Below are 23,234 nucleotides of genomic sequence, written 5' to 3'. Positions count from 1 at the left end.
ACGATCATCCACGGAGGGAAGGAGCCGAGGTGCGAGAGTCTGCGGAGGATCGACGCCAGAGGATCCTGGAGATCATTGACCACCGTGATGAGGTCAAGGTCGCGCATCTGGCCGCCCTGCTGGGAGTCTCCATGGTGACCGTCCGGCGGGACCTGGAGGCCCTGACCCGTCAGGGCGCGGTGGTGAGGCTGCACGGGAAGGTGACCGCACCGCGGCGCACCTCCGGAGAACCGGCACCTGGCGACGGCGCGGCGGGGACGGTGTCGATCATCTCCCCGGAGAGGCATCCCTACCTGAACGAAGTGGTGCAGAGCGCACGACAGTCCCTGCAGCATGCCGGATATCGCGTGGTGCTGCATCTCACCCCGAACGAGCGCTCCCCCGCGGCCCACCAGTGGCGGCATCTGATCGACGACGAATCCGACGGGCTGCTGCTGGCCCCGCGGTGGCGCTCGGCGGAGGTGATGCAGGCTGAGGCACAGGCACTGAAGGACGTGGCGCTCCCCACGGTGCTCATGGAGCGCCGGCCGCCCCGAGGTCCGGCATGGCAGCACTTGGACGCGGTCTCCAGCGACCATGAGCACGGGGTCTCCCTGGCGGTGGAGCACCTTGTGGACCTGGGGCACCGCAGGATCCTGCTGGCGACCCGGCAGGACTCCCCCACGGCGCGCGCCGTGAGCACGGCCTTCGCCTCAGTCGCCGCCGCGCACCCTCAGGTGGAGCACCACATGAGCGTGCTCAGCTCGCCCGATGCTGCCGGAGAGGACCATGGTGCGGTGGTAGGAGCGGTTCAGGTGGCCTACCCGGACCACGACGACCCGTCATGGCTGCCCCGGCTGCTGAAGGATCAGGGATTCACCGCCGCACTGATCCACAGCGACGAGAACGCCTTGGTGCTTGCCCATCGCCTCACCGCGGCAGGGCTCTCCCTGCCGGGGGACTGCGCGGTGGTGGCCTATGACGACGTCGTCGCCGGACTGGGCTCCGTGCCGCTGACGGCAGTCGCCCCTCCGAAGGCGGCGGTGGGCCGGGTGGCGGCACAGCTGCTCATCGAACGCATCCGCACCCAGCGCAAGGAGCAGTCATGGACCCCGCGCCGCATCGAGCTGCTGCCGACTCTCGAGGTCCGTGACTCCACCTGACGGCCAGCCACCGGCCCGACGATCCCGCTGAGCACGCCGTTCAGCACCTCCGGACCGCCTCCGGGGTGGTGTGGACGTCGCGGCGCACCTCGGCGGCGAACACGTCATGCGTCCGAAGAGCTCACCGGCTGGTGCCCGGCTGGATCGCGGCGGGGACCTCCGGAATCCAGACTCGCATGGTGGAGGGGCCCCGATTGGCCCAGCGGTGATAGGGAATCATGGGCACATGAGCCAGCGGCGTCTCGTCATCGGGCTCCTGGGGGCGCCGCGGGGGGAAGGGCCACTGCGATTCGGAGTTCCGGTGCCGGCGCACCGGCAGCATGACCTGCCCCTCGGTGAGGGTCAGGGGGTGGCGCGGATCGGCACGGACCGTCGCAACATCGGCGTCCGCTGCCTCGACGGCGTCCGGAGCCGCTGCCGCAACGTCCGGCGACTCCAGCGCCATGACCAGAGGCCCGCACTCGACGGCGACGTGGCCGCGCACCGCATCCACGCGCGGATCTGCCCACGACCACCGCGGGGCCACCGGCAGGTCCAGAGTCACGGCTTCGCCGACGCGCAGAGGTCGGGGCAGCTCAAACATGCCGGGTTCGACCATCTGAGGAGCTTCTCCCGTGATCCAGGCCCTGGCACCGTCGGCCCAGTTCGGGATGCGCATGCTCAGCGTCCACGTCTGAGGGGCCTGTTCCACCCGCACCTGGATGTTCCCGTGGTGGGGGTACTCGGTCTCCACCAGCAGTCGGAGGGGTTCTCCGTTCAGCTCCGTGGCGATCGTCCCCTGCGCGTACTGGTGGATCTGGAGGCCCTGGTCATCAGCCGTGGCGACGTAGGCGGCCAGGGAGGCCAGCGTGCGGGTGACGTTGGTGGGACAGCACGACACGTCGAACCAGGGGGCTCGCATGCCGGAGGCCGCACGCGGGCTGGCCTCGCCTGCTGGAGGCCTCCTGCCTGCCTCGCGCTGGTGCAGGGTGTTGGTGTAGAAGAAGCTGTGCCCGTCCTCGGCCACGGCTGCAGCCACCACATTGAACAGGGTGCGCTCCACCGCATCGGCATGCAACGGATCTCCGGTCGCCAGCAGCAGCCTGTGGTTGAGCTGGACCGAGGCGATCCCGGCGCAGGTCTCCGAGTAGGACCTGTCGGGGGGCAGCGCGAAGTCGGCCCCGAAGGACTCGCCCTCATGCTGTGCTCCCATCCCTCCGGTGATGTAGGTGCGTCGGGCGAGGGTGCGCCGGACCTGCTGCGCCGCGGCGGTGAGCAGTCCATCGTCATCGGTGTCCATGGCCACGTCCACAGCTCCGGCGGAGAGATAGAGGGCCCGCACCGCATGACCGCGCAGTGTCTCGGCTGCACGTACGGGGGTGTCATCCTGGAAATACTCCTGGCCGAGGAAGATCTTGCGCAGGCTCCCGTGGCCGCGCCGCTCCACGAACTTCTTGGCCTGCTGCAGGTACTTCGGCCGACCGGTGGCCCGGGCGAGCTCGGCCAGCGCGGTTTCGATCTCCGGGTGTCCGCAGACTCGGGTGTCACCCTCATCGCCGAACTCCCTGCAGACGTGGTCTGCTGCGGCGACGGCGGTGCGCACCAAGAGGTCCTCACCGTAGGTGCGCAGTCGTGCCACACCTGCCTGGATCAGGTGCCCGTAGCAGTAGAGCTCGTGGCCCCATTCCAGGTCCGAGTATCTCGGCCGTTGCCCTGGACGGCCGAAGGCCGTGCTCAGGTAACCGTCGGCTTCCTGGGCCGAGGCTACTCGCCGGCTCAACCTGGCGAACCGTTCTTCCAGCTCGGGATTCGGACGGCGCCCCAGCTCCCAGGCCATACCTTCGAGCAGCTTGTAGATCTCCGAATCGGCGAACTCTCGGCCGCTGCGGCCCTCGGGGAGTCCCCCCGTCATGGCCAGGTCGAAGTTCCCCGCCCACCCCTGGCGCTCCAGCCAGTGCTCCACATGCGGAATGATCTCCTCCGCGTTCAGCTGCTGGCGGTCGCCCCAGAACCCGGGGGCAAGCGTCACTTCATGGATGCCGAGGGGTCGCAACCGGGGATGATCGGGCATGACAGGTGCTGGGGTGCTCATGGTGGGGGCTCCTTGTGTCGGCACTACTTCACCGCGCCGACGGTCAGTCCGTCGCGCAGCAGGCGGTAGCTGGAGATGAAGACGATCAGGATGGGGATGGAGGTCAGCACGGCCAGCGCCATCAGGCCCGGCCAGTCGATTCCGAAGGCGGACACCTGCTGGGACAGCAGTGCGGACAGCGGATACCCTCCGGGGCTCAGCATGAAGCTCACCGCGTAGAGGAATTCGCCCCAGGCCAGCAGGAAGGTGATGGAGCTGATGGTCAGCACCCCGTTGCGCGCCAGCGGCAGGACGATCAGCCAAAAGATGCGGAACAGTCCTGCCCCGTCCAATGCCCCGGATTCCTCCAGAGACATAGGCACGGCACGGAAGAACGGCCGAAGCAGCAGAGTGGCGAACGGCGTGAGCAGCGCGGCGTCGGCGATGATCACACCGACCAGCGAGTCCAGCAGTCCCCAGTTGCCGAAGAGCCTGAACAGGGGGATGACCATGGCTGTCTGAGGCATCATCTGCAGCACGATGAGCGCGATCAGCCCGATCGTGACGGACCAATGCGTCACTCTGGCCAGCGCGTAGGCGGCGGGGACCGAGATCAGGAGCACCAGGACGGTGGCCCCGACGGCGATCGCCACGGACTGACCGAGCGCATCGATGAGATTGCTGTTCACGTTCCGTGTATAAGCCTGGACTGTCGGTTCGAAGAGCAGCGCCGACGAGGGGTCGAACACGTCCGCGGAGTCTTTGAACGAGGTCAGAACGATCCACAGCAGCGGCACTCCGTAGAGCACCGTGAAGAACAGCTTGGTGACGATCGCCACCGGCCCGGCGTGGGGATTCATGACCTCTCCTCCCGACGGATCGTCCAGGCGTAGGCGCCGGCGAGCGCCAGCACGCCGACGACCGCCAGGAACGAGGTCGCCGATCCGAGCCCATAGTCGTAGCGGTTGAACGCCTGCAGGTACCCGAGGAACGGCAGGGTGGCTGTGGCAGTGCCCGGGCCTCCGAAAGTCATCACGTAGATGTAGTCGAAGCTGCGGAATCCGTAGACCACGGTGAGCACGAACAGCACCAGGGTGGTGCCGCGGACGGCCGGCATCATGATGAAGCGAATCTCCTGGAACTTGCTTGCCCCGTCCACGGCAGCAGCCTCGAACACCTCCGGGGGAATGGCCATCAGCGCGGCTCGGAAGACCAGGGCGTTGAAAGGGATGACGGCGAAGGCCGCCACGGAGGCGACCGAGATCAGCGCCCACTGCGGGTCGTACAGGAAGGGGAGGGTGTCCAGTCCGAGGGCGCCCAGCACAGTGTTGAACAGGCCGCGTTCGGCCAGCAGGAACTTCCAGACCGAGCCGTTGACCACCGGCGGCAGCGCCCAGACGAACACCATCAGCGCCAGCAGCGCCGCGGACCACCATCCGGAGGTCCGCATGGCGATCGCCGCGACGAACCCGAGCAGCATGCCCGAAGTGGTGACCACCGCGACGACGACCAGGGTCCTGTTCACCGCGGCCGCGCTCTCACCGGCGGTGAAGCCCCTGATGAAGTTCTCCAGACCCACGAACTCCCACCCTGGGACGTTGAGCGTCGCCTGGGTGACATCGTGGACGCTCATCCACGCCAACTGGAGCAGCGGATAGACCGCGAATGCGGCCATGAACGCGGCAGCGGGGATCAGGAAGACCAGGTGCCGCCGCGAATTCTGGAACCCGCGGCGGCTCCTGGAGGTCGTCAGAGGTGCTGTGGTCACTGGTCGAGCAGACTCTCGAGCGTGGCCATCGCCTCGGCGGCGGCGTCCTCAGGTGACGACTGCTTGCCGATCACCGCGCTCCACGCCTGTGCCATGCTGACCTGCACATCTCCCACCGCCTCGGGGGGCAGCACCGTATCCGGGTAGTTCGCCCCGAGCTCCGTGACGGACTCGCTGAAGGCGGAGAGGATCTCATCATCGGTGACCAGATCGTCTTCGGCAGAGTCCGAGCGAGATGGCAGGGACCCTACGATCTCCAGCGCATGAAGCTGTCCCTCGGCGTCGAGAAGGGTGCTCTCGAGGTACTCCCACGCCAAGTCGGGATTCTCACTGTTGACGCCGATGCCCTGGCCTTCGCCGCCCAGGTACACCCCACCGCTCTCACCCAACGGCAGCGGCACCACACCGTAGTCGAAGTCAGCGTCGGCTTCGGCGTTGCCGCGCTGCCAGTTGCCGTTCACGGCGAAGGCGGTGTCTCCGGAGGCCCATTCCTGGAATGGCACCGTCTGGTCCCACGTCACCGCTTCTTGGGAGAGCCACCCCTCGTCGACCCATGTCTCCGCACGGGTCAGAGCCTCGACCAGCGCTTCTTCATCGGGGGACTCGTAGCTGAAGCCGGCAGCCGTGAGCCAGGGGTAGGCCTGCCATTCCCCCTGGGAATTGGGCAGTCCGGTCAGCGTGATGCCCCGGTATCCGGCCTCCTCAGCGGCGCCCATGGCGGATTCGAGCTCGTCGATGGTGGTCGGCGGCTCCTCTCCGAGTTCGTCGAGGATCTCTGCGTTGTACCACAGCCCCAGTAGGTTGACGTAGCCCTGGACGGCGTAGATGTCCCCGTCGATCTGGTGCAGCACGGATTCTTGGACGAGGTCGGCGTCGTCGAAGGTGTCCCAGTAATCGTTGATCGGGGTCAGCGCGCCACCCAGGGCGATGATCGACGTCTCTGCGCCGTTGAAGAAGGCGACGTCGGGCCCTTCTCCGGCGCCTGCGGCGTTGACCAGGCGCGAATTCATCTGGTCATAGGGGACGTAGACGTTCTCGACCGTCACGTCGTCGCGCTGCGCTTCGAACTCCTCGGCGTAGGTGTCCATCAGCTCCACCTGTGCATCCTCGGACTGGTAGTGCCAGACGGTCAGCGTCTGCGGACCCTCCTGGGCTCCCGAGTCGCCGGACGCGTCATCATCGCCGTCACCTCCGCAGGCAGTGATCGTGAGCAGCGTCGCAACGCTGGCGATGCCGAGAGCTCGGACGCCGTTGTTCGTTGACATGAGTTCCTCCGGGTGCGAGTGAGAGCGGTGATGGAAACTTTTAGAAAACGTTTTCGGTTACGCTAGCAGTGACATCAATCACATACAAGGGTCGCTCTCCGGCGGTTCCAGGCTATTCTTGACTGACCAGCGATCAAGGATGGGCTCAGTGAACGAAACAGAAGCACCGCTTCGACGGCGGGTGACGCTGCGGGATGTCGCCGCCCTGGCAGGCGTCTCGCCCAGCACCGCGTCGAAGGCCCTCAACGATCGTCCGGGACAGGTCAGCACCTCCACGAAGGAACGCGTTCGAGAGGTCGCCGAGAGGCTGGGCTTCACCCCCAATGCACTGGCTCAGGCCATGCACAGCAGCCGCACCGGAACGGTGGGGCTGATCACCGATGATCTGGAGGGCCGATTCAGCCTGCCGATCCTGATGGGTGCCGAGGATGCCTTCGGTGCGGGACGAACCTCAGTGTTCCTCTGCGACGGGCGAGGTGACCCCATCCGGGAGAGCCACCACCTCAAGGCCCTGGTCGGGCGGGACGTGGATGGCCTGATCGTGGTCGGGGCGCGCCCCGACGCCCGGCCGTCGGTCAGTCACCGTGTGCCCATGCCGGTGGTCTACGCCTACGCGCCCTCCGAGGACTCGCAGGATCTGGCCGTCGTGCCGGACAATACGCGTGCCGGCGAACTGGCAGCTGAACACCTCGTGGCGATGGGCCGTACCCGTATCGCCCACATCTCCGGTGACCCCACATATTCTGCCGCCCAGAACCGTGCTGCCGGCATCGCGACGGTTCTGGACGCCCATGGCCTGGAGCAGGTCGGGCCCACCCAGTTCGGCGCCTGGGATGAGCCATGGGGACGAGCAGCGACTCGCAACCTCCTGGAGCACCGCACCGCAGTGGATGCCATCATCGGAGGCAGCGACCGCATCACCCGGGGAATCATCGAGACCGTGCGGGCCTCGGGCAGGGAGATCCCCTCCGACATCGCCGTCGTCAGTTTCGACAACTGGGAGCCCCTGATCAGTGGGTCACAGCCCAGTCTGACCAGCGTGGACTTCGGCTTCAAACAGATCGGCCGACGCGCGGCGCATCTGTTGTCTGCCGCGCTGGACGGGCAGCCCCCTGCACAACGTGTCGAGACGGTCACTCCCAAGCTGGTGATTCGCAATTCCTCGACCGGAACATAGCCATGCCAGCTGCCCGACGATCCCGCTGAGCACCCCGGTCAGTACCTCCGGACCGCCTCCGGGTTGGTGTGGACGTCGCGGCGCACCTCGGCGGCGATGCGACGCTCGACGATGAAGCTCAGGAACGGCACCACCCCGCCCAGCACGATGGTCACCAGCCGGGAGAAGCGCCAGTTCATCAGGAACCAGAGGCGGAAGCCGGCGATCACGTAGACCACATAGATCCAGCCGTGCACCACGGCCGTCCAGTAGGAGATTCCCGTGCCGCCGACCACTGACTCCTTCGGATGGAAGCCCAGCGTGTTCTCCTCCCCTGCAGCCGTGGTGCCGCCGGCGTAGAGCTCGTAGCCGAAGCCGTAGTCCATGATCATCTTGGCCACCAGGATCAGCAGCATGATCCCGGTGGTGAAGGCGAAGATCTTGTAGAAGGTCAGGGAGCCGTTGATCTGCTGCATCGTGCCCTGGAAGCGGCGCTTCTGCGGGCGCTTCGGCGCGGCGGGCACCTCGGGTGCGGCGCCCTGGAGGGATCCGGTGTTCTCGGTCATCGTGCGTCCTTCTCGTCAAGCGTGCGTGCCGCCTCATCCGTGGCGGTCTGTTCGGCCTGCTCCGGGCTCTGCCCGGACTCGATCGCGGCCAGGTACTCGAGCCGCCACTGCTCCTCCCACTCGGTGTCGAGCACGGAGGCCTCCTGCTCCTTCTCGTGGGCGTCCTTGACCAGGCGCCACCAGAGATAGAAGGCGAAGCCGGCGAAGACCACCCACTCCACGGCGTAGAACAGGTTCAGCCAGTTCACCGAGGAGCCCTCCGGCTGTGGCCCCACCCAGACAGACTCCAAGGGCGAGGCCGGGTCCTCGGCACCGATCTCCTGACCGGAGGCGTCGACGACGTCGAAGGCCACCAGGAACCCGGAGTAGGAGGGCAGGTCCCAGACGTTGATCAGCTCCGCCGGAGAGAGGCTCGAGAAGATGTGTGCGGCCTCGCGCTCCCCCGGGATCGGCGCCTCCGGGGGCAGCAGACGCCCCTGCAGCTCGAGCTGCCGGCCGGCGGGCAGGGAGTCCACCGCGTCGACGTCGTCGGTCCAGCCGCGCACCACCGGGATCACCTCATCCGCCGGGGCGCCGTCGACGGCGAATGCCCCGACGACCCACCAGCCAGACTCGCCGTCCTGCAGGCGCTCATCGATGAGCACCTGGGTCTCTTCGATGAACTCGCCGGAGAGGGTCACGATGCGGTCCGCCTGCTCCAGGGCCATCGGCTGCTCGGGCTCGTGGACCTCGGTCAGCGGGACCGGCTCCTCGGTGATCTCCTCCGAGGGAGCACTCTCCGTACGGGACTGGCCGAACTGCCAGGCGCTGAGCACCACGAACACAGTGGCCAGGATCAGGGCCAGGGCGAGCATCGCGATCCACTTGGGCTGCAGCGCGGTCTTGAGCACCGCACCAGGATACGCGTGACAGCTGCGACCCGCTCCAGAGGCTCCGATTATTTCTACCTTCGGTAGAAGAAACCCCAGGTCGTCACGAAGATGACCCCGATTGGTGACGAGGAGCACGCTGGTGTCAGTATGGACCCATGATGCGCTTGGATCACGTCTCTTATGCGGTCGGCCCGGATGGCATGGACGCCACGGTCGAGAGGATCGTCCATGAGCTGGGCGTGGAACGAGTCAAGGGTGGCATCCACCCGCGCTTCGGCACACGCAGCTCGATCATCCCGCTGCGAAACCGCCAGTACCTGGAGATCGTCGAGGTTCTCGACCACCCCTCCGCCAACAAGGCACCGTTCGGCCAAGCGGTGCGCAACCGCTCCCAGGTGGGCGGCGGCTGGATGGGCTGGTGCGTGACGGTGGACGACCTCTCCCACTTCGAGGAGCGGCTGGGCCGGAAGGCCGTGCCGGGCAATAGGAAGTTTCCTGACGGCCAGGAGCTCACCTGGCAGCAGATCGGCATCAAGGGGCTCATCGCTGACCCCCAGGTGCCCTATCTGCTCCGGTGGGATGAGGGCACCGAAGACCTGCACCCCTCCCAGGCCTACCCGCCGCAGGCGGAGCTGGTGCGGCTCTCCATCGCCGGTTCTCCGGACCGGGTGGCCGACTGGCTGGCCTGTCCCAACGGCGATCCCTTCCAGGACGTCGCAGTGGACTGGGTGGCCCCCTCGGGCACGCCCGGGCTCATGTCAGTCACCTTCCGGACCCCCAAGGGCGACATCACCATCTGATCCGTCGGCCCCTGCGAGCCTCGCCTGGACTTCAGGCGGGGTCGGACAGGTGCCGGCGGGCGCGCTCGAGCACAGCCTGCGCCGCCTGCTCGGCACCGTCGGAGAACGGCTCACGCGGGCCGGCCAGCTCCGCGCCGCGAGCGTCCATGGTCTCCAGCGCTGCGGTGAGCCGGGCGCGCAGACGGTCGACGTCGTGCGGGCCCTCCAGCTCCTCACGCAGACCCCAGCCGGCATCGGCGGCGCGCACCGCTCGAGTGCGCAGCGCCTGCTGCTGCTCGGGGCGCAGGCGACGCCGCGAGCGACGGGCCGCCCCGCGGAGGGGCTCCTCACCCGCAGGCCCCTCGGTGAGCCATAGGGCCGGCACCCCGGCGGGCACCCAGGTGTGCAGGGCCCGGAATCCGGGGACTGCCAGCGCCGCCACGGTGCGAGCCACCAGCTCAGGGGTCAGCCCACCGGCGACCTTCTCGGCTCCGGCGGGCACGCGCCGAGCCACGGCGCTGTCCAGCAGGGCGACAGTCCACTGCCTCTGATGCGCAGCGAACCACTCCAGGGCCAGGTCCTCGGCCGCGGCGGCGGTGTCCGGGCTCAGCCCGGCCAGATCCACGACCACCGTGGGCCGTGCGGTGGCGTCTCCGGCGAGGTTCGCCTCGGCGTTCTCTGCGCTCCCCGCGGCGGCATCCAGCACGGCGGCCTCCAGCACGGGGTCCACCTCGACGCGGCTGTGCTCGGCGGTTCCGGAGGAGCGTGAGGTGAGGCGGCCGTTCACCAGCTCACCGACCTCGATGGTGAGTTCGGCGGTGCGCGGGGCCGCTCCGCTGCGCTCCTGGGCGTCCATCGCGGAGACGACGTCGACCCGAGACACACCGTGGGTGCGACGCAGCCGGTCCAGCAGCCAGGCGGGGAAGTCGCCGTCGACCACGAGCACGTCCGGCTCGAAGCCGACGGTGAGCCGGTCCAGGCGAGGAAGGAGGTAGTCCTCCGCCCACGTCTCGGGATCCATGTTCAGCCGGCGCGCCGAGCCGATGCGCTGCAGCGGGAAGGGCGGACCCTGCGGCCCGGGCGGCTCGGTGGAGGACAGCGTCGCCATGACCACGTCGGCCTGGCTGTGGAGCTTCTCTCCGATGCGCGTGAGGCGGCGCAGGGTGCCGGTGACGGCGTCGTCGTCGCTGAGCAGCAGCACGCGGGGACGGGTGTGCGGCATGGTTCGTTCCTTCGTCTCGGCGAGATGTCGTCCAGCCCTGGGGCTCAGAGGCGTTCGATGCCCTCAGCAGTGGTCGCTCCACGAGTGTCGAAGAGCAACTCCGCAGACTCAGCAATAGCGTCCAAGTCATAGACCGCATGCGGCTGCAGAACCACCACGATATCCGCCTCCCCCAAAGCCTCATCCAGATCCGGAACCCGCTGCAGCGACCCACCACCCACGAACCAGGTCTCCACATACGGATCATGAAAAGACACCACCGCCTTCTTCTCCCGCAGCACCTTCGCCACCGGCACCGCCGGAGACTCCCGCTGATCCGCAATATCCGGCTTATACGTCACCCCCAACAACAACACCTTCGACCCATTCAGCGGCTTACGCACCTCATTGAGCGCCTCACCGATCCGCGCAGCCACATACGTCGGCATCGAGTTGTTGATCTCCTGAGCCAACTCCACGAACCGGAACTGATACCCCAGAGTCTTCCGCACCTGAAAACTCAAATAATTCGGATCAATCGGAATGCAATGACCCCCCACACCAGGACCAGGAGTGAACTTCTGGAACCCGAACGGCTTCGTCCCAGCCCCCCGGATCACCTCCCAGATATCAATATCCAGATCATGACAGAACCGCGCCATCTCATTGACCAACGCGATGTTCACATGCCGATACGTATTCTCCAGCAGCTTCGCCGTCTCCGCCTCCTTGGTGCCCGAGACCGGCACCACCTCCTCGACGAACCGGCCATAGAACCCCGACGCCACCCGCGTAGCCGCCGCAGAAAGCCCACCCACCAGCTTCGGAGTGTTCCTGATCCCATACCTCGTAGACCCAGGATCCACCCGCTCCGGCGAATAGGCCAACAGAAAATCCTCACCATGGACCAGCCCTGAAGACTCCAGAATCGGCAGCACCACATCCTCAGTGGTCCCCGGATACGTCGTCGACTCCAGAATCACCGTGGTCCCCGGCACCAGATGCTCAGCAATCGTGCGCGCAGAAGCCTCCACCGCCCGCAGATCCGGACCACCCTCCTCACTGAGCGGAGTCGGCACACAGATCACAATCACCGAAGCCCCCGCCAGATCCCCCGGATCCACACTGGCCCTAAACCCCTGGGAGAGCATCACCGCGACATCCTCATCACTGAGGTCATCCACATGCGAGACACCGGCGTTCAGCTGATCCACCAACGACTCCGAGACGTCGAAACCCACCGTGGGAATCCCCACCGCCACCGCCGCCTGAGCCAACGGAAGACCCACATACCCCTGCCCCACAATCACAGCAGGACGCTCGTGGGCGTGCCCGCCATCAGCGGCTGAGGGGGATCCGGCAGTTGGATTCGATGCAGGTGTCACACGTGTCCTTCGGTCTCGTGGCGTCCTCGTGGGGCCGATGCCACTCTATCGGGCCGAGCGTGATCCGGACTGGGCCTTCCTCCCCGTGTCACACGGGGAGGAAGTGTTCCAGGACTGCCCCGGCCATGTCACGTGGCTTCCCTTCCACAGGAAACTCAGTCATCGGCATAGGTGCAGTCTCCACCTCGGTCACCAGATGGTTCTCGGGAGTCGGAGCTTCGGTGATGGATGTCGCAATGAGGTCCACCCCGAGGCACTCCACCCCTGGGATCGCCTCCACGGCCTGCACGGCGATTTCCGCGAATCCAGGGTGGATGGTCTCAGTGAAGTCGATGCTGTCGCCTCCGCTGGCGAGGTTGGAGACGCGACGCAGAGTCACTCGGGTGTTCTCTGCGGGGACATCCTGAAGGCACGCCCCTGAAGCGGCGAGGTCGTCGAGGTGTTCCAGAGAGTCAGGAATCGGGTACCTGTGGAGCATCGGGTGCTCAGCACGTCGCCTGTTCTTGGCCTCGATCAGCTCGAGAATCGTCGAGGACCCGTCCCCCACGACAGAGGCTCGTCGGCGCATCGTGACGGACACGAGACGGCCCCCCACCACGAAGCAGCGATAGTCGTCCCCAGAGAAATGCTGCTCCACCAGAGCCAGTTGCATCTGTTTGGACGTGCCGTAGGCATTGAAGGCTCGGTTCCAGGCCTGGTGGAACTCGTCCTCGGTCCGGATCCCAGTGGTGACTCCCCGCCCCCGGGAAAGCCTGGTCGGTTTGATCACGGCGGGCTCGGTGAGCGTCTGCGCCCATTGCCAGGCCTGGTGCTGCTCGTCTCGGGTGAACGTGCGGGATCTGGGGACACTGATACCGGCCTCCGCGAGGAGTTGCCGGCTGAGCTGTTTGGTGTCCGCGAGGTATCCCCCGGCGTGGCTGGTGGAGGGGCCGAGCATGTTGTAGAAGATGATCGGGAGCCGGCCGCCAGGTTCGACGACGATCACATACCGGTTCAACCGACGATACGGCAGGCCACGGCGGATGACGGCATGCTCCATGACCGCACTCTTCTGGTGGATACCCTGCTTCTCACAGGTCGCGAGGTGAGCGGCCAGACCCTCCATCAAAAGGCTTCCATCTCCGAACCGGTCCTCGATGACGCCTCGTGGATGACACGATTCGCCAGCAGGACCGCGGGGTCGATGAGCGGACGTGCCGACTCCTGCGGATCCAACGCCAGAGGGATCTCTGTGCAGGCACCCAGAACAATGTCTGCTCCTTGGGCCGCCATCCACTCCGTCACCTGAATCAGGGCCCGGCGCTCCGTCGGACCGAGGGTACCGGACTTCACCGCGTAGATAGCCTCCATGACGGTCCGCTGATCTTCCACCCCAGGAAGGACAGGATCAACTCCCACAGCTCGCAGACCGCGCTGATACAGCTGAGCTGTGATGGTCGCGTTCGTGGCCAGCACACCTGCCTTCTTCACGTGGGGCAGTGATCCAAGATGCTCCGCCGCAACATCGACGATGCTGAGATACTCAAGGTCGACCCGTTCGCGGACCTCCGGCAGAAAAGCGTGGGCTCCGTTGCAGGTGACGACGTAGAAATCCGCTCCAGCATCCTTCAGGGCCTGAGCTCCGCGAGACAGCGCAGGGACGGGGCTCTCCCCCTCACCTGAGATGGCCATGGACCGATCTGGCACTGAGGGGTCAGACCAGATCATCACTTTAAGGTGATCCTGGTCCCGGGTAGCAGGTGTCGCGGCGACAAGCTTGGAATAGAAGTCCACTGTCGCGGCGGGACCCATGCCGCCAAGAATACCTACCAGGGGTGTCTCGCCCGCGTGCTCCATCGCTGGGCCCTCCTCCCGAACAAGCTTGCCATCCGATACCCCACCTGCCGGTCGACGGCCCACTGATCGTACCGCAGGTCACCGTCGAGATCGGTGTGACACCTCGACGGTCAGCTGAGCTGCTCGGAGCATAGGATCATCAGGGAACAGTCCCGCCCACACCAACCATCACACGCTGTCGGATCAGCTGAGGGTGTTGGTGGGGCCCGCGCGTAGCTCCACTTCTGAGTGGGAGCTCCTGGGAAGGATCACATGGTGAACGATTGGCCCGCAGACTTTCAGCCAGACGTCGTACGAGACGCCTTCGGAGGCAAACTCACCAGCTATGTCATCGCTTTGGAAGCCTGGCGGAGAGGCCTGAGCGTCACGTTCCTCAGCGCTGACATCAGCCGGTATCGGATCACGGACGGCGCCGGGCGTTCGGTGCGTTTCATCAGATCGCGCCCGAACCTGACGACACTGCAGGCCGTCAGGACGGCTAACGACAAATCTCTCACCAACGAAGCGCTCCGAGCTGCGGGCATCCCCGCACCGCGATCCGTACGGGTGGACTTGGCCTCCGCAACGCCCGCTACACTCATGCACCAGGCGGACAGTCTCGGCTATCCGGTGGTTCTGAAACCCACGAACGGCAGCATGGGGCAGGGAGTCTTCGCCAACATTCGCACCCCGGAACAGCTCTGCCGGAGGTTCGAGGATCTGCGAAGCACCGTCAAGACCACGGATGCCGTCCTCGAGACTCATATCGCAGGAGAAGACCACCGAGTCCTGGTCGTCGGCGATCGCTACGTGGCCGCGTGCCGGCGGATACCGGCGAACGTCACTGGCGACGGTCGTTCAACAGTCTCCGAACTGATCCGACGGAAGAACGCGGCTCGACGCCGAAACCCGTTCCTGTCCAAAGGACTCATACGTGTGGATGACGAAGTCAGAGACTTTTTGGAGTCCCAGGGGCTCGAGACAGACTCAGTACCCGCACACGGAGCCCGCATCCAACTCCGCAGCGCCGCGAATGCCAGTGCCGGAGGAGACGTCGTCGATGTCACGGAGTCACTCCCGCAGGAGATTCGAGAAGCCGCAGTCGCAGCTGTCGCGGCCTTTCCGGGACTTCACACGGCGGGTGTCGATGTGCTCATAGACCATGATGAGGCTCACTCCACCACCTCCTACGCCGTCCTTGAACTCAACGCGCACCCCCAGATCGGAGTGAATATGTACCCGACGGAGGGACGAGGAGCCGACGTCCCCCGCCACATCCTGGATGTGCATTTCCCCGACTCGCAGCGCGGAGGTCGACAAGAGGACGCAGAAATCTGCTTCCCCCTGTCCGCCATCCAGCCAGCATTGAGCAGTGGCGTGTCTGACGCCGTGACTCTGGCGCCGCTCCCGCATCACGGATTTCCCGTGCGGCAGGTGCACGTGGGGCCAGGCTCGACCTCCCTCACGAGGGGGCAGCTCATCCAGGTGCAGCGGGCGGCCCGTGAAGCCGGAGTCGCCGGGTCCCTGAGACAGGAAGACCAGGAGATCACCTTGCGTCTCGCCGGAGAAGCCGCAGGAGTCGAGACCGTGCTGGCTCGGGCAGAAGCTGTTCTGTCGACGTGCTTCGACCGCCACCGTCCGTGGGTAGGACCGGTCAGAGTCGGTTTCGTCACGGGTGGATGACGCTGCACCTCAGAGGATGAGCCTGCACGGAGGTCACGACGATCGTCGTCTCACTTCTCCAGCAGCCTTGTCGACTCCAGATAGGGGCCGAACGTGCGCCCATGGAGCAGGTCGGCCAAGATCCGGGATTCAGCACGGACCCAGGCCTCACCCAGCACCCTGTCCCAGTGGTCGTTGAACTCATCGAAGTTCCCCGGCCGTGGAGTGAACTCTCCGAAAACGATCCCGTCCTGGCCATTAAGCATGTCAATACGCATGAATGGGTGAGGGATCGCCCGGCTGATCGCTGACACCGTCTCCAGATGTTCCGAAGTGACGCCGATCCCGTCGAAGACGAGATCCTCGTATCGCCCGGTCCTGGTGGGCTGGTTGTCCGCCGTCCAGAAGGCAACTTCGAGGTCAGGCTCGCGACGCGACTCTTGCATGAGCAGGATTTCGCCGTAGAACGCGTAGAACTTCAGGTTTCGCGCGGCGGTCCCGGCCGAAGCGTCTTCGAGAACCAGCTCCTCCACCATCCAGCGGTCTGGAAGAGGGTTGGGATTCGTCGTGTCATCACGAGCCATCAGAGCTCGCGCGTGGTTCTCGAAATCCTCCCAGGAGGAGAAGGTCTCGTTGTCTCGGACATGGACGATCCTCGACTCGCTGAAGAGGAGATAGCATCCCCGGGCACCGGTGGACTTGGTCGCCTTGATCACCCCGGGGGTCTCGCGGGGCAGCGCGTCGAAGGAGTAGGTCTGAGTGTCCGACTGCGGCCTTCTGACTCCGAGACCGTCCAGAAAGGCGTAGGCCGAGTTCTTCTGGTCGAGGGCCCACGTGGGACGCAGGACTCCGAGTTTCCTCGCCTCAGACATCTCCAGCATCTTCGCGCGGAAGGAGATCCCCTTGGGGACCCGCAGGCCTCGTCGCTCGATGCGCCGCAGGACGTTGTGTGTCACGTGCTGGGGGCCCGCCTGATCCAGCAGCGGCTGCACCTCGTCACGGAGGTAGCCGCTGCTGACACCGCGCAGGGCTCGCGGCGACAGCTTGCTGTTGATGGTGCTCTTGAGCAGGGCGTCTGCGGACTCACTGACCGCCAGGGTCGACGCCGTCACCTTCTTGATCGCCACGGATCATCCTCTCTCAGGAGAGACCTCGGCGGTCTCAGCCAACATTGCACGTTGTCCCCCCACACCAGAATCGAGGGCTTGCTCGATCAGTGCGGCGACATCGTGTGCGCCACCGCGCAGCGTCATGGTCACTGTTCCCAGGGCCGTGTCGGCGACCTGCCCCATGGCCTCCAGATCGAGCGTGTCGGCTGCTCCGATCATGGCGTCGAGGAATCCCTGCGCGTTCACGGCTCCTTCGAGCCGCGTCTGCACATGTATGCCCGTATCAGTCGGAGTTGGAAGAGTTCTGGCCACGCCGGATTCCAAGATCGCGACGGCCAACTCCTCTGCCGTGTCCGAAGAGACAGCTCCCTGGACTGCGAGCCACGGCCTTTCGGACAGTTCAACGATCGGGACCTCTTGGCGAGTCACCTCCGTCCGCCAGTCCGGGACAACAACGTCAACCGCGGCCAGAGACAGTCCCTGGAATGCTGTGACGACATCGCGCGCGACTGTCTTCAGCGACTCGTGCACCTCGTCCGTGATGTCCTTGCCCTGGTCCCCGGAGTTCCACGGGCCGTGCGGAAGGTACATGGCATTGACGATCTGCCCCTCCAGGACGAGCAGTCGGACATAGGCGCCCCGCACCTGCTCCTCGATGAGGAAGCGATACCCGGGAGGCACGACGATCTGCCCGTTGTGAATTCCTGGTTCACGAAGCTCCGTCAGGGCATAGGCCGCGCGCACGTAGTCGGCTCGGTCTCCCGGCGGGGCGAAGAAGTACTCAGCTCCGCGCACGAGGGCCTCTTCATCTCGGATGTCCGCCTGCGTCTCGATGGTGTTGTCACCCTGCGCAGGCTTGAGCACGACGGGGTAACCGATGCGTTCGGCGTACCGCCGTGCGGCCCCGCGGCTGCGTCCCACCGAGAACGTCGCCCCCTTGGGGACCTTGAACCCGGCCTTGGCCAGGATCGCACGCCTGATGCGCTTGTCCTGGGCGAAGGTCGCGCCGGACAACGTCGTCGTCTGAGGTATGCCGTGAGCGAAAGCAGTCTCACCCGCCGGGCGCCCGTCGCCGCCGACGATCAACACCTGCCTCGGGAGGAGCGTCACGCTCATCCGGCGCGCCAGGGCGGCGGTGTGCACTTCAAAGCCATCTCGCAGTGCAGAGGGCATCTCGGCGGTGCGCTGTCGACTCGTCATCTCTGTACTCACTTCTCTCGGGCTGTCAGGCTCGCGCTGCGGGCTTGGTCTCGACCGGTGCCTGGTCGACGATCTCGAATCCGCTGACGCCCGGATCCTGGATATGCTCGGTGGTGTAGGTCGTCGGCAGGGACCTCCGGGGCCCGAGGATCGTCGACGCGACGAGCGCCGTCGTCGCATCTGTGGACCCCACGAGGACAGCTTCGACAGTCTTCCGGCTCACATTTCTCACCCAGCCCGTGACGCCGGACTGGAGCGCACGACGCCGCAACCAGTTCCTGTAGCCCACTCCGGTGACCTTCCCACGGACGGTCACCTTCAGTGCCACCGAGCTGGACCGCTCCGTGTGGGCGTCCAGGGCATAGTGATCGATGGTGGCCTGCATGAGCGTGGCCGCGACCTTCCTCGGGGTGCCGTACATAGGGTATTCGCAGTTGCCGATGGCGGCATGCGCGTTGAGCTCGCAGATGCCTGCGTCCTGCTCGTCCAACGGCCTGCGGTGGTCCTCGAGGAGGAAGTCCACCCCGCAGTACACGAGTCCCGGAATCGCCTGGACCGTCTTGACGCAGGCCTCCTGGATCGAGGGATGCAACTCGTCGAGGACATCGATCGAGTCGCCGCCCTGGGACAGGCTGCAAGTGTTGGCCAGCTGGACACGTTGACCGGGCGAGGGCACAGAGTCGAGGCTGAGTCCTGCCTTCTCCAACTCATACCTGGCGGCCTCATCGTACTTAGCCGGTCGCGCCCAGAGGTGGGGGTTGCGCCGACGGGCCACGTTCTTGTCGATCATGAGCTCCGCCACCGTGCGACGACCGTCTCCCATAACCGAAGCAGGCTCGCGGAGGATCGCGGCGACTACGCGGTCCCCCACCACGACGATGCGGTAGTCCTGACCATTGACGTGCTTCTCGACGATGAAGTCCTGGGTGCCCAGTTTCGAACCCGACATGAGCCGGAAGGCGGAATCAAGCTGGTCACCATCCTGGATGCCTGCCACCACACCGATGCCCCGCACTCCCATGGCGGGCTTCACCACGACGGGATAGCCGATCCTCTCGGCGAACGCCCTCGCGGTCGCAAAGTCTCCTTGCGCGAACGTCCTTCCCTGCGGGACGGGGATGCCAGCACGCTGCAGCTGCAGTCGGGTGGCTTCCTTGTGCGTGCACAACGCCAGCGACACAGCGCTGCTGAGAGGGTTTCGGCTCCACTTGAAGGCCACCGGCGGGTGCGTGCCGTCGGTAGCGCTGAACGCCCCTTTGGAGAAGCGTGTCGTCTGCAGACCCAGGGCCAGCGCTTCGCGTTCGAGCAGGTGCCCCTTAGAGCCGTTCGGGCCCAGCGGATGCAGGTTGTCCACGTCGTCGTACACGGTCGGCGCCATTCCAGCGTTCATGACCACGGGGGCCTCCGGAAAGGTCACCATGTTCTCGATGTCGCCAACGAGCGCCGCTGGAGCCAGTGACACACCAAGCCCTTCGGCATCAGCGCCGGCGACCTGGCGGAACGGCAGCCGCCGCAACGCGCCGAGCCCCGCCCAGAGGTCCTGGTACGAGGAAGACGAGTCGTCGTCACCTTCGTAGGCACCCGAATCTGAAGTTCCCGTGGATTCGGCCGACTCCTCGTCATCCGTCTCGTCCTCGGATTCCTCCGGCTCGTGGGGCGTCATGACGACCTCAGCACCGACGAGTTCCTGATCGATGAGCGGCTCCGTCTCAAAGCCGTCCAGCTGGGTGAACGGCAGGTGCTCTTCGACGACGGCGGAGACCGTGGCATGATGCACCGCCGGCAGCGACAGGGCGAGCTGGCTGAGGGCAGATGTGGTCACCCGACTTGCGCCGATCATCCGGCTCAGAAAGATCTGCATACCCGGGTCATGGGCGACAGCCCGTTCAGCGATGTCCAGGCTGGCGAGCAGACCCCCTACCTGCGCCGGCCGGAGGTGAATAGCCCTCACTCCGCCCTGAGAACACAGGCTCTCGAATGACTCCATGTCCCACACGGACTCATCCGCCATGATGCGGACGTCCAGATCGGAGCCAGCGGTCAGCTCGTCGGCCAAGATCTGCAGCGAAGCCAGCTTATCGCCAGCTCCACGCTTCACAGGCTGATCCATGACGACGGCGGCAGGCAGGTCTCCCTGACGAGCACCCACGACCACTGACCGCACGAAGTCCCGGGCGGTCTCGATATCCATGCCCGACGTGAAGTCGAGCCACAGCGGCGTAGCGGGGTCATCAGCTTCTCGCACGGAGGCCAGCACCTTGAGAAAGCCACCTGCTGCCTCGTCGGCGTCTCGGCAGGCGAGCCGGATACGACGGTGCGCTCCAGGCTCCAGATGACGTCCGTCAGCGTAGTCACTCTCTCCCGGTTCGCCATGAGAGGCGATCGGCAGACCGGGACCCCCTTCACGGCACTTCCCCAGCAGGCCGCTCAGGGGGATGCCCAGCGCGCGGGCTGCCAGATCCAGCAGCGCCTCCTCCACGCCGAGCAGCGTCCCGCGGAAGGGGCGGACATAATCCGAGTCGACAGAGTAGTCATCCGCCATCTCGACGAAGCTCGCCATCAGACGTCTCACGGTCCGCACGGCATCCTCCGCCTGGCCGATGCCGAGAGCCTCCCCCTCGAGCCTCTGCACCACGGCGCTCAAGAACGGCCAGGACGAGCCAGTCTCATCACCCGTCACGGCTCCGCGTGGCTGCCCTTCCCCCAGGCCCTCGACGATCCCTCCGTCCGAGGACTCCGCCTTGAGGTGGACTACATAATTGAACTTGGTGCCGCGGCCCACCACCTCGCGCGGGACTCGATACGAAAACGCCCGAGTGCGAACGATTCGGATAGCCGGGGAGGTGTCTGTGGATGTGGAGGAAGTCATATGTGGTGGCGAACTCTCGTCCATCGGTCGGCTGAGGTGCGGGTCAGATCGGACATGGACCAGACCGCAGTGATGCTATCACCGCGACCTCGCTGAGTTTCGGCACGGCTCGGCCTCAGCGACCGATGAGCCGACGAATCCGCCGCGCTGCGGCGGCGATGAATCTGCCCCCGGCAAGGCCGGTGGGGGCACGCGTACGGAGACTGTTGCCCGCAGGCGTCATCGCGGCATGGACAGCCTGCAGAGCCTCCTCGGGGCCGTCGGCCCGCAGCACCCGCTCGGGTCCGAAGCGGCCCAGCGCCTCCTGATGCAGCTCGGTGAGGGAGCCCGTCTCCGACGCAGGGACCGCGATATGCGTGACCAGCACCGCGGCGGGGGCGTCCAGGTCCGCGAGACTCTCCACCCAGAGCACGGACGGGCGGCCGGTGTGTTCGGCGCGGATCAGCGCTTCCAGCGTCTGCGGGTCCGGGGCGTCGTCGAGACCTCGCGCCGTCTTCCCCGCGTGCAGCAGCAGCGGCAGTACTCGTGTGCTCATCATGTCTCCTCAGCCGTGCCGCAGCGGGGTCGGATCGGTCTCGGTCAGGCGGTCCTCATGCCGACGCAGCCACAGCGCCATGAGGGCGAGTCCGCGGATCAGGTGCTGGGCACGGGTGCGAGTGAGCTGACGGCGCCACAGCTCGGCGTCGCCCTCGCGAAGCTTGTCCCCGAGCAGGGCAGCCGCCGGGGAGGTCATGACGAGCTCCCGATACCAGGCCGCCGCGTCCAGCGAAGCACCGCGGCGCACATGCTGTCGGCCCGTGGTGAGGTCCGCGGCGGTGGGGATGTCGTCGAACTCAGGACGCACCCGGCGCAGCAGGCCCGGGTACCAGCGGCCGTCCCGTTTCGCCGCGTGCTCCACACGCAGAGCCTGCGAGACCACCTGGTGGGACATGATCGGCACCGCCGTGGGCCGGCTTCCGCCCAGCACGGCGGCTGGGGCCATGCTGATGCCGGGCAGGGTGCGGGTCAGGTAGGCCGTGAGCGTCGCTCCCTGCGGGTGCTCGGCCAAGGGTTCGGCGATCCTCATGAAGTCATCCCGCCCTGCGGCGGTCAACGCGCCCGCCACTCCTGGGGCGAGGAGCTCCTCGGCCACCTGCAGGTATCGCGCCAGGCGGCCGAACCGGGAGGTCATCAGCTCCTGCGGTCCACCTCCCTCCTGGAGCACGGCTGGATCGTCGGGGAATCCGCCTCCCAGGAAGACCCCTCCGCCAAGACCGTCTAGCACGGTCCCCTGCTGACGGGCCAGCTCACGTGCCACCGGCATGAGCCATACATGGAAGGAGGCCTGATGCCCGGTCACCTCAGCGTATTCCGCGAAGTCCTGCGCGAAGCCGTCATGCCGGCCGGGCACGATCCGCTGCCGGATTCCCAGACGAGAGGCGATCCGGGCCGCGGTGAGCTCCTCCAAAGTCGTGCCGGTGTCGGAGCTGGTGGTCCAGGCGGTCAGCCCGCCGGGCTGGCCCAACTCGTCTGCGAGGCCGGTCAGCAGCCGGGAGTCACGGCCTCCGGAGAGCATCGGCTGCAGCGGGCCGCTCTCGCCGAGCGCGGCGACCTGACCGCGCATCGCCTCCAGGACGTCGCCGGTGAGGCTCTCCGGGCTCAGGCCCGGTTCCGGGGTGATCTGCTCCCAGGGCCAGGCCACACGTCTGCCGCGCGGAGCGCCGCCGTGCTCCAGACGCACCTGCTCCATGGGGCCCAGGCGGCGGATCCCCTCCACGGTGGTGCGCCCGGCCAGGGGCGCGCCGATGCCGATGATCTGTGCCCAGCCGGTCCAGTCGGGGGCGAGCAGCCCCGGCGCGGTGTCCACCAGCAGATTCAGCTCGGTGGCGAAGTAGACGACGTCCTCATGCTGCTCCACGTAGACGGGCTGGACCCCGGAGATGCCGGTGTGCAGGACCATCGCGCCGTCAGGCTCCAGGACCACTCCCGCGACGTCGGCGTCACGGGCGGCGTGCTCCCACCGCACCGGCGCGGTCCCGAGCCCCGCGGGCTCCGGAGTGGCGGTGGAGAACATCCAGGCCTCGCCACCGACCTCGGGACGGGCCCGCAGCGCGGTGCTGCCGATGAGCAGCGCCGCAGGACGGTCGACGATCACCGCGGTGCCACTCTCTTCCGGAGCGAGTCCGGCCGCGCCGGCCATGCGCCGCACACGCGCAGGATCGCCGGCTCCGAGCATGCCGCAGACTCGGGTCGTCTCGGTCACAGACATCTCCTTGCGCGCCCGGTGCCCGGACGCCGACTCTTCGGGAACCTCGGATGTACGAGGATGGCAGAGGCCCGGGGCGTCGGCGAAGCACGGCGCCTCCGGCTTGGTACGATCCTAACGCTCGTGAACCCCTGCACCTGGAGGCGACCA

Annotated in this window: 19 protein-coding genes; 4 read left to right on the top strand and 15 right to left on the bottom strand. The window is 66.5% G+C overall.

All coding sequences use genetic code 11. The features are described from left to right. The first annotated feature begins 29 nt into the window (after positions 1–29). Positions 30–1,142, top strand: coding sequence for a substrate-binding domain-containing protein (locus tag ODE13_RS05530; RefSeq protein ID WP_322478336.1), 1,113 nt, complete (start codon positions 30–32; stop codon positions 1,140–1,142). A 121-nt stretch (positions 1,143–1,263) separates the two neighbouring features. Here ODE13_RS05530 and ODE13_RS05525 read toward each other — a convergent pair whose 3' ends face one another. From ODE13_RS05525 to ODE13_RS05510, 4 genes are read right to left on the bottom strand one after another with little or no spacing between them, the layout of a single operon-like run. Further along, positions 1,264–3,213 carry a glycoside hydrolase family 127 protein gene (locus ODE13_RS05525; RefSeq protein ID WP_322478335.1) on the bottom strand — a complete coding sequence of 650 codons (1,950 nt, stop codon included), beginning with the start codon at positions 3,211–3,213 and terminating at the stop codon, positions 1,264–1,266. Between the two features lie 23 nt (positions 3,214–3,236). Beyond that, entirely contained in the window at positions 3,237–4,052 is an 816-nt protein-coding gene (locus tag ODE13_RS05520) for a carbohydrate ABC transporter permease (protein ID WP_322478334.1), read from the bottom strand. Continuing rightward, complete coding sequence (locus tag ODE13_RS05515) at positions 4,049–4,960, bottom strand: sugar ABC transporter permease (RefSeq protein ID WP_322478333.1); 912 nt, start codon at positions 4,958–4,960, stop codon at positions 4,049–4,051. The genes ODE13_RS05520 and ODE13_RS05515 overlap by 4 nt, the downstream gene beginning before the upstream one ends. Beyond that, positions 4,957–6,225 carry a sugar ABC transporter substrate-binding protein gene (locus tag ODE13_RS05510; RefSeq protein WP_322478332.1) on the bottom strand — a complete coding sequence of 423 codons (1,269 nt, stop codon included), beginning with the start codon at positions 6,223–6,225 and terminating at the stop codon, positions 4,957–4,959. The genes ODE13_RS05515 and ODE13_RS05510 overlap by 4 nt, the downstream gene beginning before the upstream one ends. Before the next feature lie 148 nt (positions 6,226–6,373). On the opposite strand from ODE13_RS05510, the gene ODE13_RS05505 reads away from it, so the two are divergent. Further along, positions 6,374–7,402, top strand: a complete 1,029-nt coding sequence (locus ODE13_RS05505) for a LacI family DNA-binding transcriptional regulator (RefSeq protein WP_416210565.1) — start codon at positions 6,374–6,376, stop codon at positions 7,400–7,402. 38 nt (positions 7,403–7,440) lie between these two features. On the opposite strand, the gene ODE13_RS05500 is transcribed toward ODE13_RS05505, so the two are convergent. Next, positions 7,441–7,947: a DUF3817 domain-containing protein gene (locus tag ODE13_RS05500; RefSeq protein ID WP_322478330.1), complete on the bottom strand. Its 507-nt coding sequence runs from the start codon at positions 7,945–7,947 to the stop codon at positions 7,441–7,443. Continuing rightward, positions 7,944–8,837 (bottom strand): SURF1 family protein, encoded by an 894-nt coding sequence (locus ODE13_RS05495; RefSeq protein WP_322478329.1) that lies wholly within the window; start codon positions 8,835–8,837, stop codon positions 7,944–7,946. The genes ODE13_RS05500 and ODE13_RS05495 overlap by 4 nt, the downstream gene beginning before the upstream one ends. A gap of 137 nt (positions 8,838–8,974) precedes the next feature. On the opposite strand from ODE13_RS05495, the gene ODE13_RS05490 reads away from it, so the two are divergent. Further along, the gene (locus ODE13_RS05490) at positions 8,975–9,619 is read left to right on the top strand and encodes a VOC family protein (protein ID WP_179540523.1); all 645 of its coding nucleotides are present in this window, start codon (positions 8,975–8,977) and stop codon (positions 9,617–9,619) included. A 31-nt stretch (positions 9,620–9,650) separates the two neighbouring features. On the opposite strand, the gene ODE13_RS05485 is transcribed toward ODE13_RS05490, so the two are convergent. From ODE13_RS05485 to ODE13_RS05470, 4 genes are all read right to left on the bottom strand, one after another. Further along, on the bottom strand, positions 9,651–10,820 hold the full coding sequence (locus tag ODE13_RS05485) for a hypothetical protein (protein ID WP_322478328.1): 1,170 nt from the start codon (positions 10,818–10,820) through the stop codon (positions 9,651–9,653). A gap of 44 nt (positions 10,821–10,864) precedes the next feature. Continuing rightward, positions 10,865–12,109: a nucleotide sugar dehydrogenase gene (locus ODE13_RS05480; protein WP_322478366.1), complete on the bottom strand. Its 1,245-nt coding sequence runs from the start codon at positions 12,107–12,109 to the stop codon at positions 10,865–10,867. A gap of 163 nt (positions 12,110–12,272) precedes the next feature. Beyond that, complete coding sequence (locus ODE13_RS05475; RefSeq protein WP_322478327.1) at positions 12,273–13,223, bottom strand: hypothetical protein; 951 nt, start codon at positions 13,221–13,223, stop codon at positions 12,273–12,275. A gap of 65 nt (positions 13,224–13,288) precedes the next feature. Continuing rightward, positions 13,289–14,020, bottom strand: a complete 732-nt coding sequence (locus tag ODE13_RS05470; RefSeq protein WP_322478326.1) for an aspartate/glutamate racemase family protein — start codon at positions 14,018–14,020, stop codon at positions 13,289–13,291. A 252-nt stretch (positions 14,021–14,272) separates the two neighbouring features. On the opposite strand from ODE13_RS05470, the gene ODE13_RS05465 reads away from it, so the two are divergent. Then, positions 14,273–15,682: a hypothetical protein gene (locus tag ODE13_RS05465; RefSeq protein WP_322478325.1), complete on the top strand. Its 1,410-nt coding sequence runs from the start codon at positions 14,273–14,275 to the stop codon at positions 15,680–15,682. Between the two features lie 50 nt (positions 15,683–15,732). On the opposite strand, the gene ODE13_RS05460 is transcribed toward ODE13_RS05465, so the two are convergent. The 5 genes from ODE13_RS05460 to ODE13_RS05440 form a co-directional block, all read right to left on the bottom strand. Further along, positions 15,733–16,788 (bottom strand): ATP-grasp fold amidoligase family protein, encoded by a 1,056-nt coding sequence (locus tag ODE13_RS05460; protein WP_322478324.1) that lies wholly within the window; start codon positions 16,786–16,788, stop codon positions 15,733–15,735. Between the two features lie 3 nt (positions 16,789–16,791). Beyond that, positions 16,792–17,970: a hypothetical protein gene (locus ODE13_RS05455; RefSeq protein ID WP_322478323.1), complete on the bottom strand. Its 1,179-nt coding sequence runs from the start codon at positions 17,968–17,970 to the stop codon at positions 16,792–16,794. A 25-nt stretch (positions 17,971–17,995) separates the two neighbouring features. Beyond that, positions 17,996–20,839 (bottom strand): enolase C-terminal domain-like protein, encoded by a 2,844-nt coding sequence (locus tag ODE13_RS05450; RefSeq protein ID WP_322478322.1) that lies wholly within the window; start codon positions 20,837–20,839, stop codon positions 17,996–17,998. 115 nt (positions 20,840–20,954) lie between these two features. After that, a complete protein-coding gene (locus ODE13_RS05445) occupies positions 20,955–21,377 on the bottom strand; it encodes a hypothetical protein (protein WP_322478321.1) in 423 nt (140 codons plus the stop codon). A gap of 6 nt (positions 21,378–21,383) precedes the next feature. Further along, the gene (locus ODE13_RS05440) at positions 21,384–23,081 is read right to left on the bottom strand and encodes an asparagine synthase-related protein (RefSeq protein WP_322478320.1); all 1,698 of its coding nucleotides are present in this window, start codon (positions 23,079–23,081) and stop codon (positions 21,384–21,386) included. Between the last annotated feature and the right edge of the window lie 153 nt (positions 23,082–23,234).

The organism is Nesterenkonia sp. HG001 (assembly GCF_034438835.1).
In the GTDB taxonomy this organism is placed as follows: Bacteria; Actinomycetota; Actinomycetes; order Actinomycetales; family Micrococcaceae; genus Nesterenkonia; species Nesterenkonia xinjiangensis.
This window is presented reverse-complemented; position numbering and strand designations above follow the sequence as displayed.

Coding starts and splice junctions, on each gene's coding strand:
- ODE13_RS05525 (WP_322478335.1), bottom strand. CDS start 3,213: ATGAGCACCCCAGCACCTGTCATGCCCGATCATCCCCGGTTGCGACCC.
- ODE13_RS05520 (WP_322478334.1), bottom strand. CDS start 4,052: ATGAATCCCCACGCCGGGCCGGTGGCGATCGTCACCAAGCTGTTCTTC.
- ODE13_RS05510 (WP_322478332.1), bottom strand. CDS start 6,225: ATGTCAACGAACAACGGCGTCCGAGCTCTCGGCATCGCCAGCGTTGCG.
- ODE13_RS05500 (WP_322478330.1), bottom strand. CDS start 7,947: ATGACCGAGAACACCGGATCCCTCCAGGGCGCCGCACCCGAGGTGCCC.
- ODE13_RS05490 (WP_179540523.1), top strand. CDS start 8,975: ATGATGCGCTTGGATCACGTCTCTTATGCGGTCGGCCCGGATGGCATG.
- ODE13_RS05485 (WP_322478328.1), bottom strand. CDS start 10,820: ATGCCGCACACCCGTCCCCGCGTGCTGCTGCTCAGCGACGACGACGCC.
- ODE13_RS05475 (WP_322478327.1), bottom strand. CDS start 13,223: ATGGAGCATGCCGTCATCCGCCGTGGCCTGCCGTATCGTCGGTTGAAC.
- ODE13_RS05470 (WP_322478326.1), bottom strand. CDS start 14,020: ATGGAGCACGCGGGCGAGACACCCCTGGTAGGTATTCTTGGCGGCATG.
- ODE13_RS05465 (WP_322478325.1), top strand. CDS start 14,273: ATGGTGAACGATTGGCCCGCAGACTTTCAGCCAGACGTCGTACGAGAC.
- ODE13_RS05455 (WP_322478323.1), bottom strand. CDS start 17,970: ATGACGAGTCGACAGCGCACCGCCGAGATGCCCTCTGCACTGCGAGAT.
- ODE13_RS05450 (WP_322478322.1), bottom strand. CDS start 20,839: ATGACTTCCTCCACATCCACAGACACCTCCCCGGCTATCCGAATCGTT.
- ODE13_RS05445 (WP_322478321.1), bottom strand. CDS start 21,377: ATGATGAGCACACGAGTACTGCCGCTGCTGCTGCACGCGGGGAAGACG.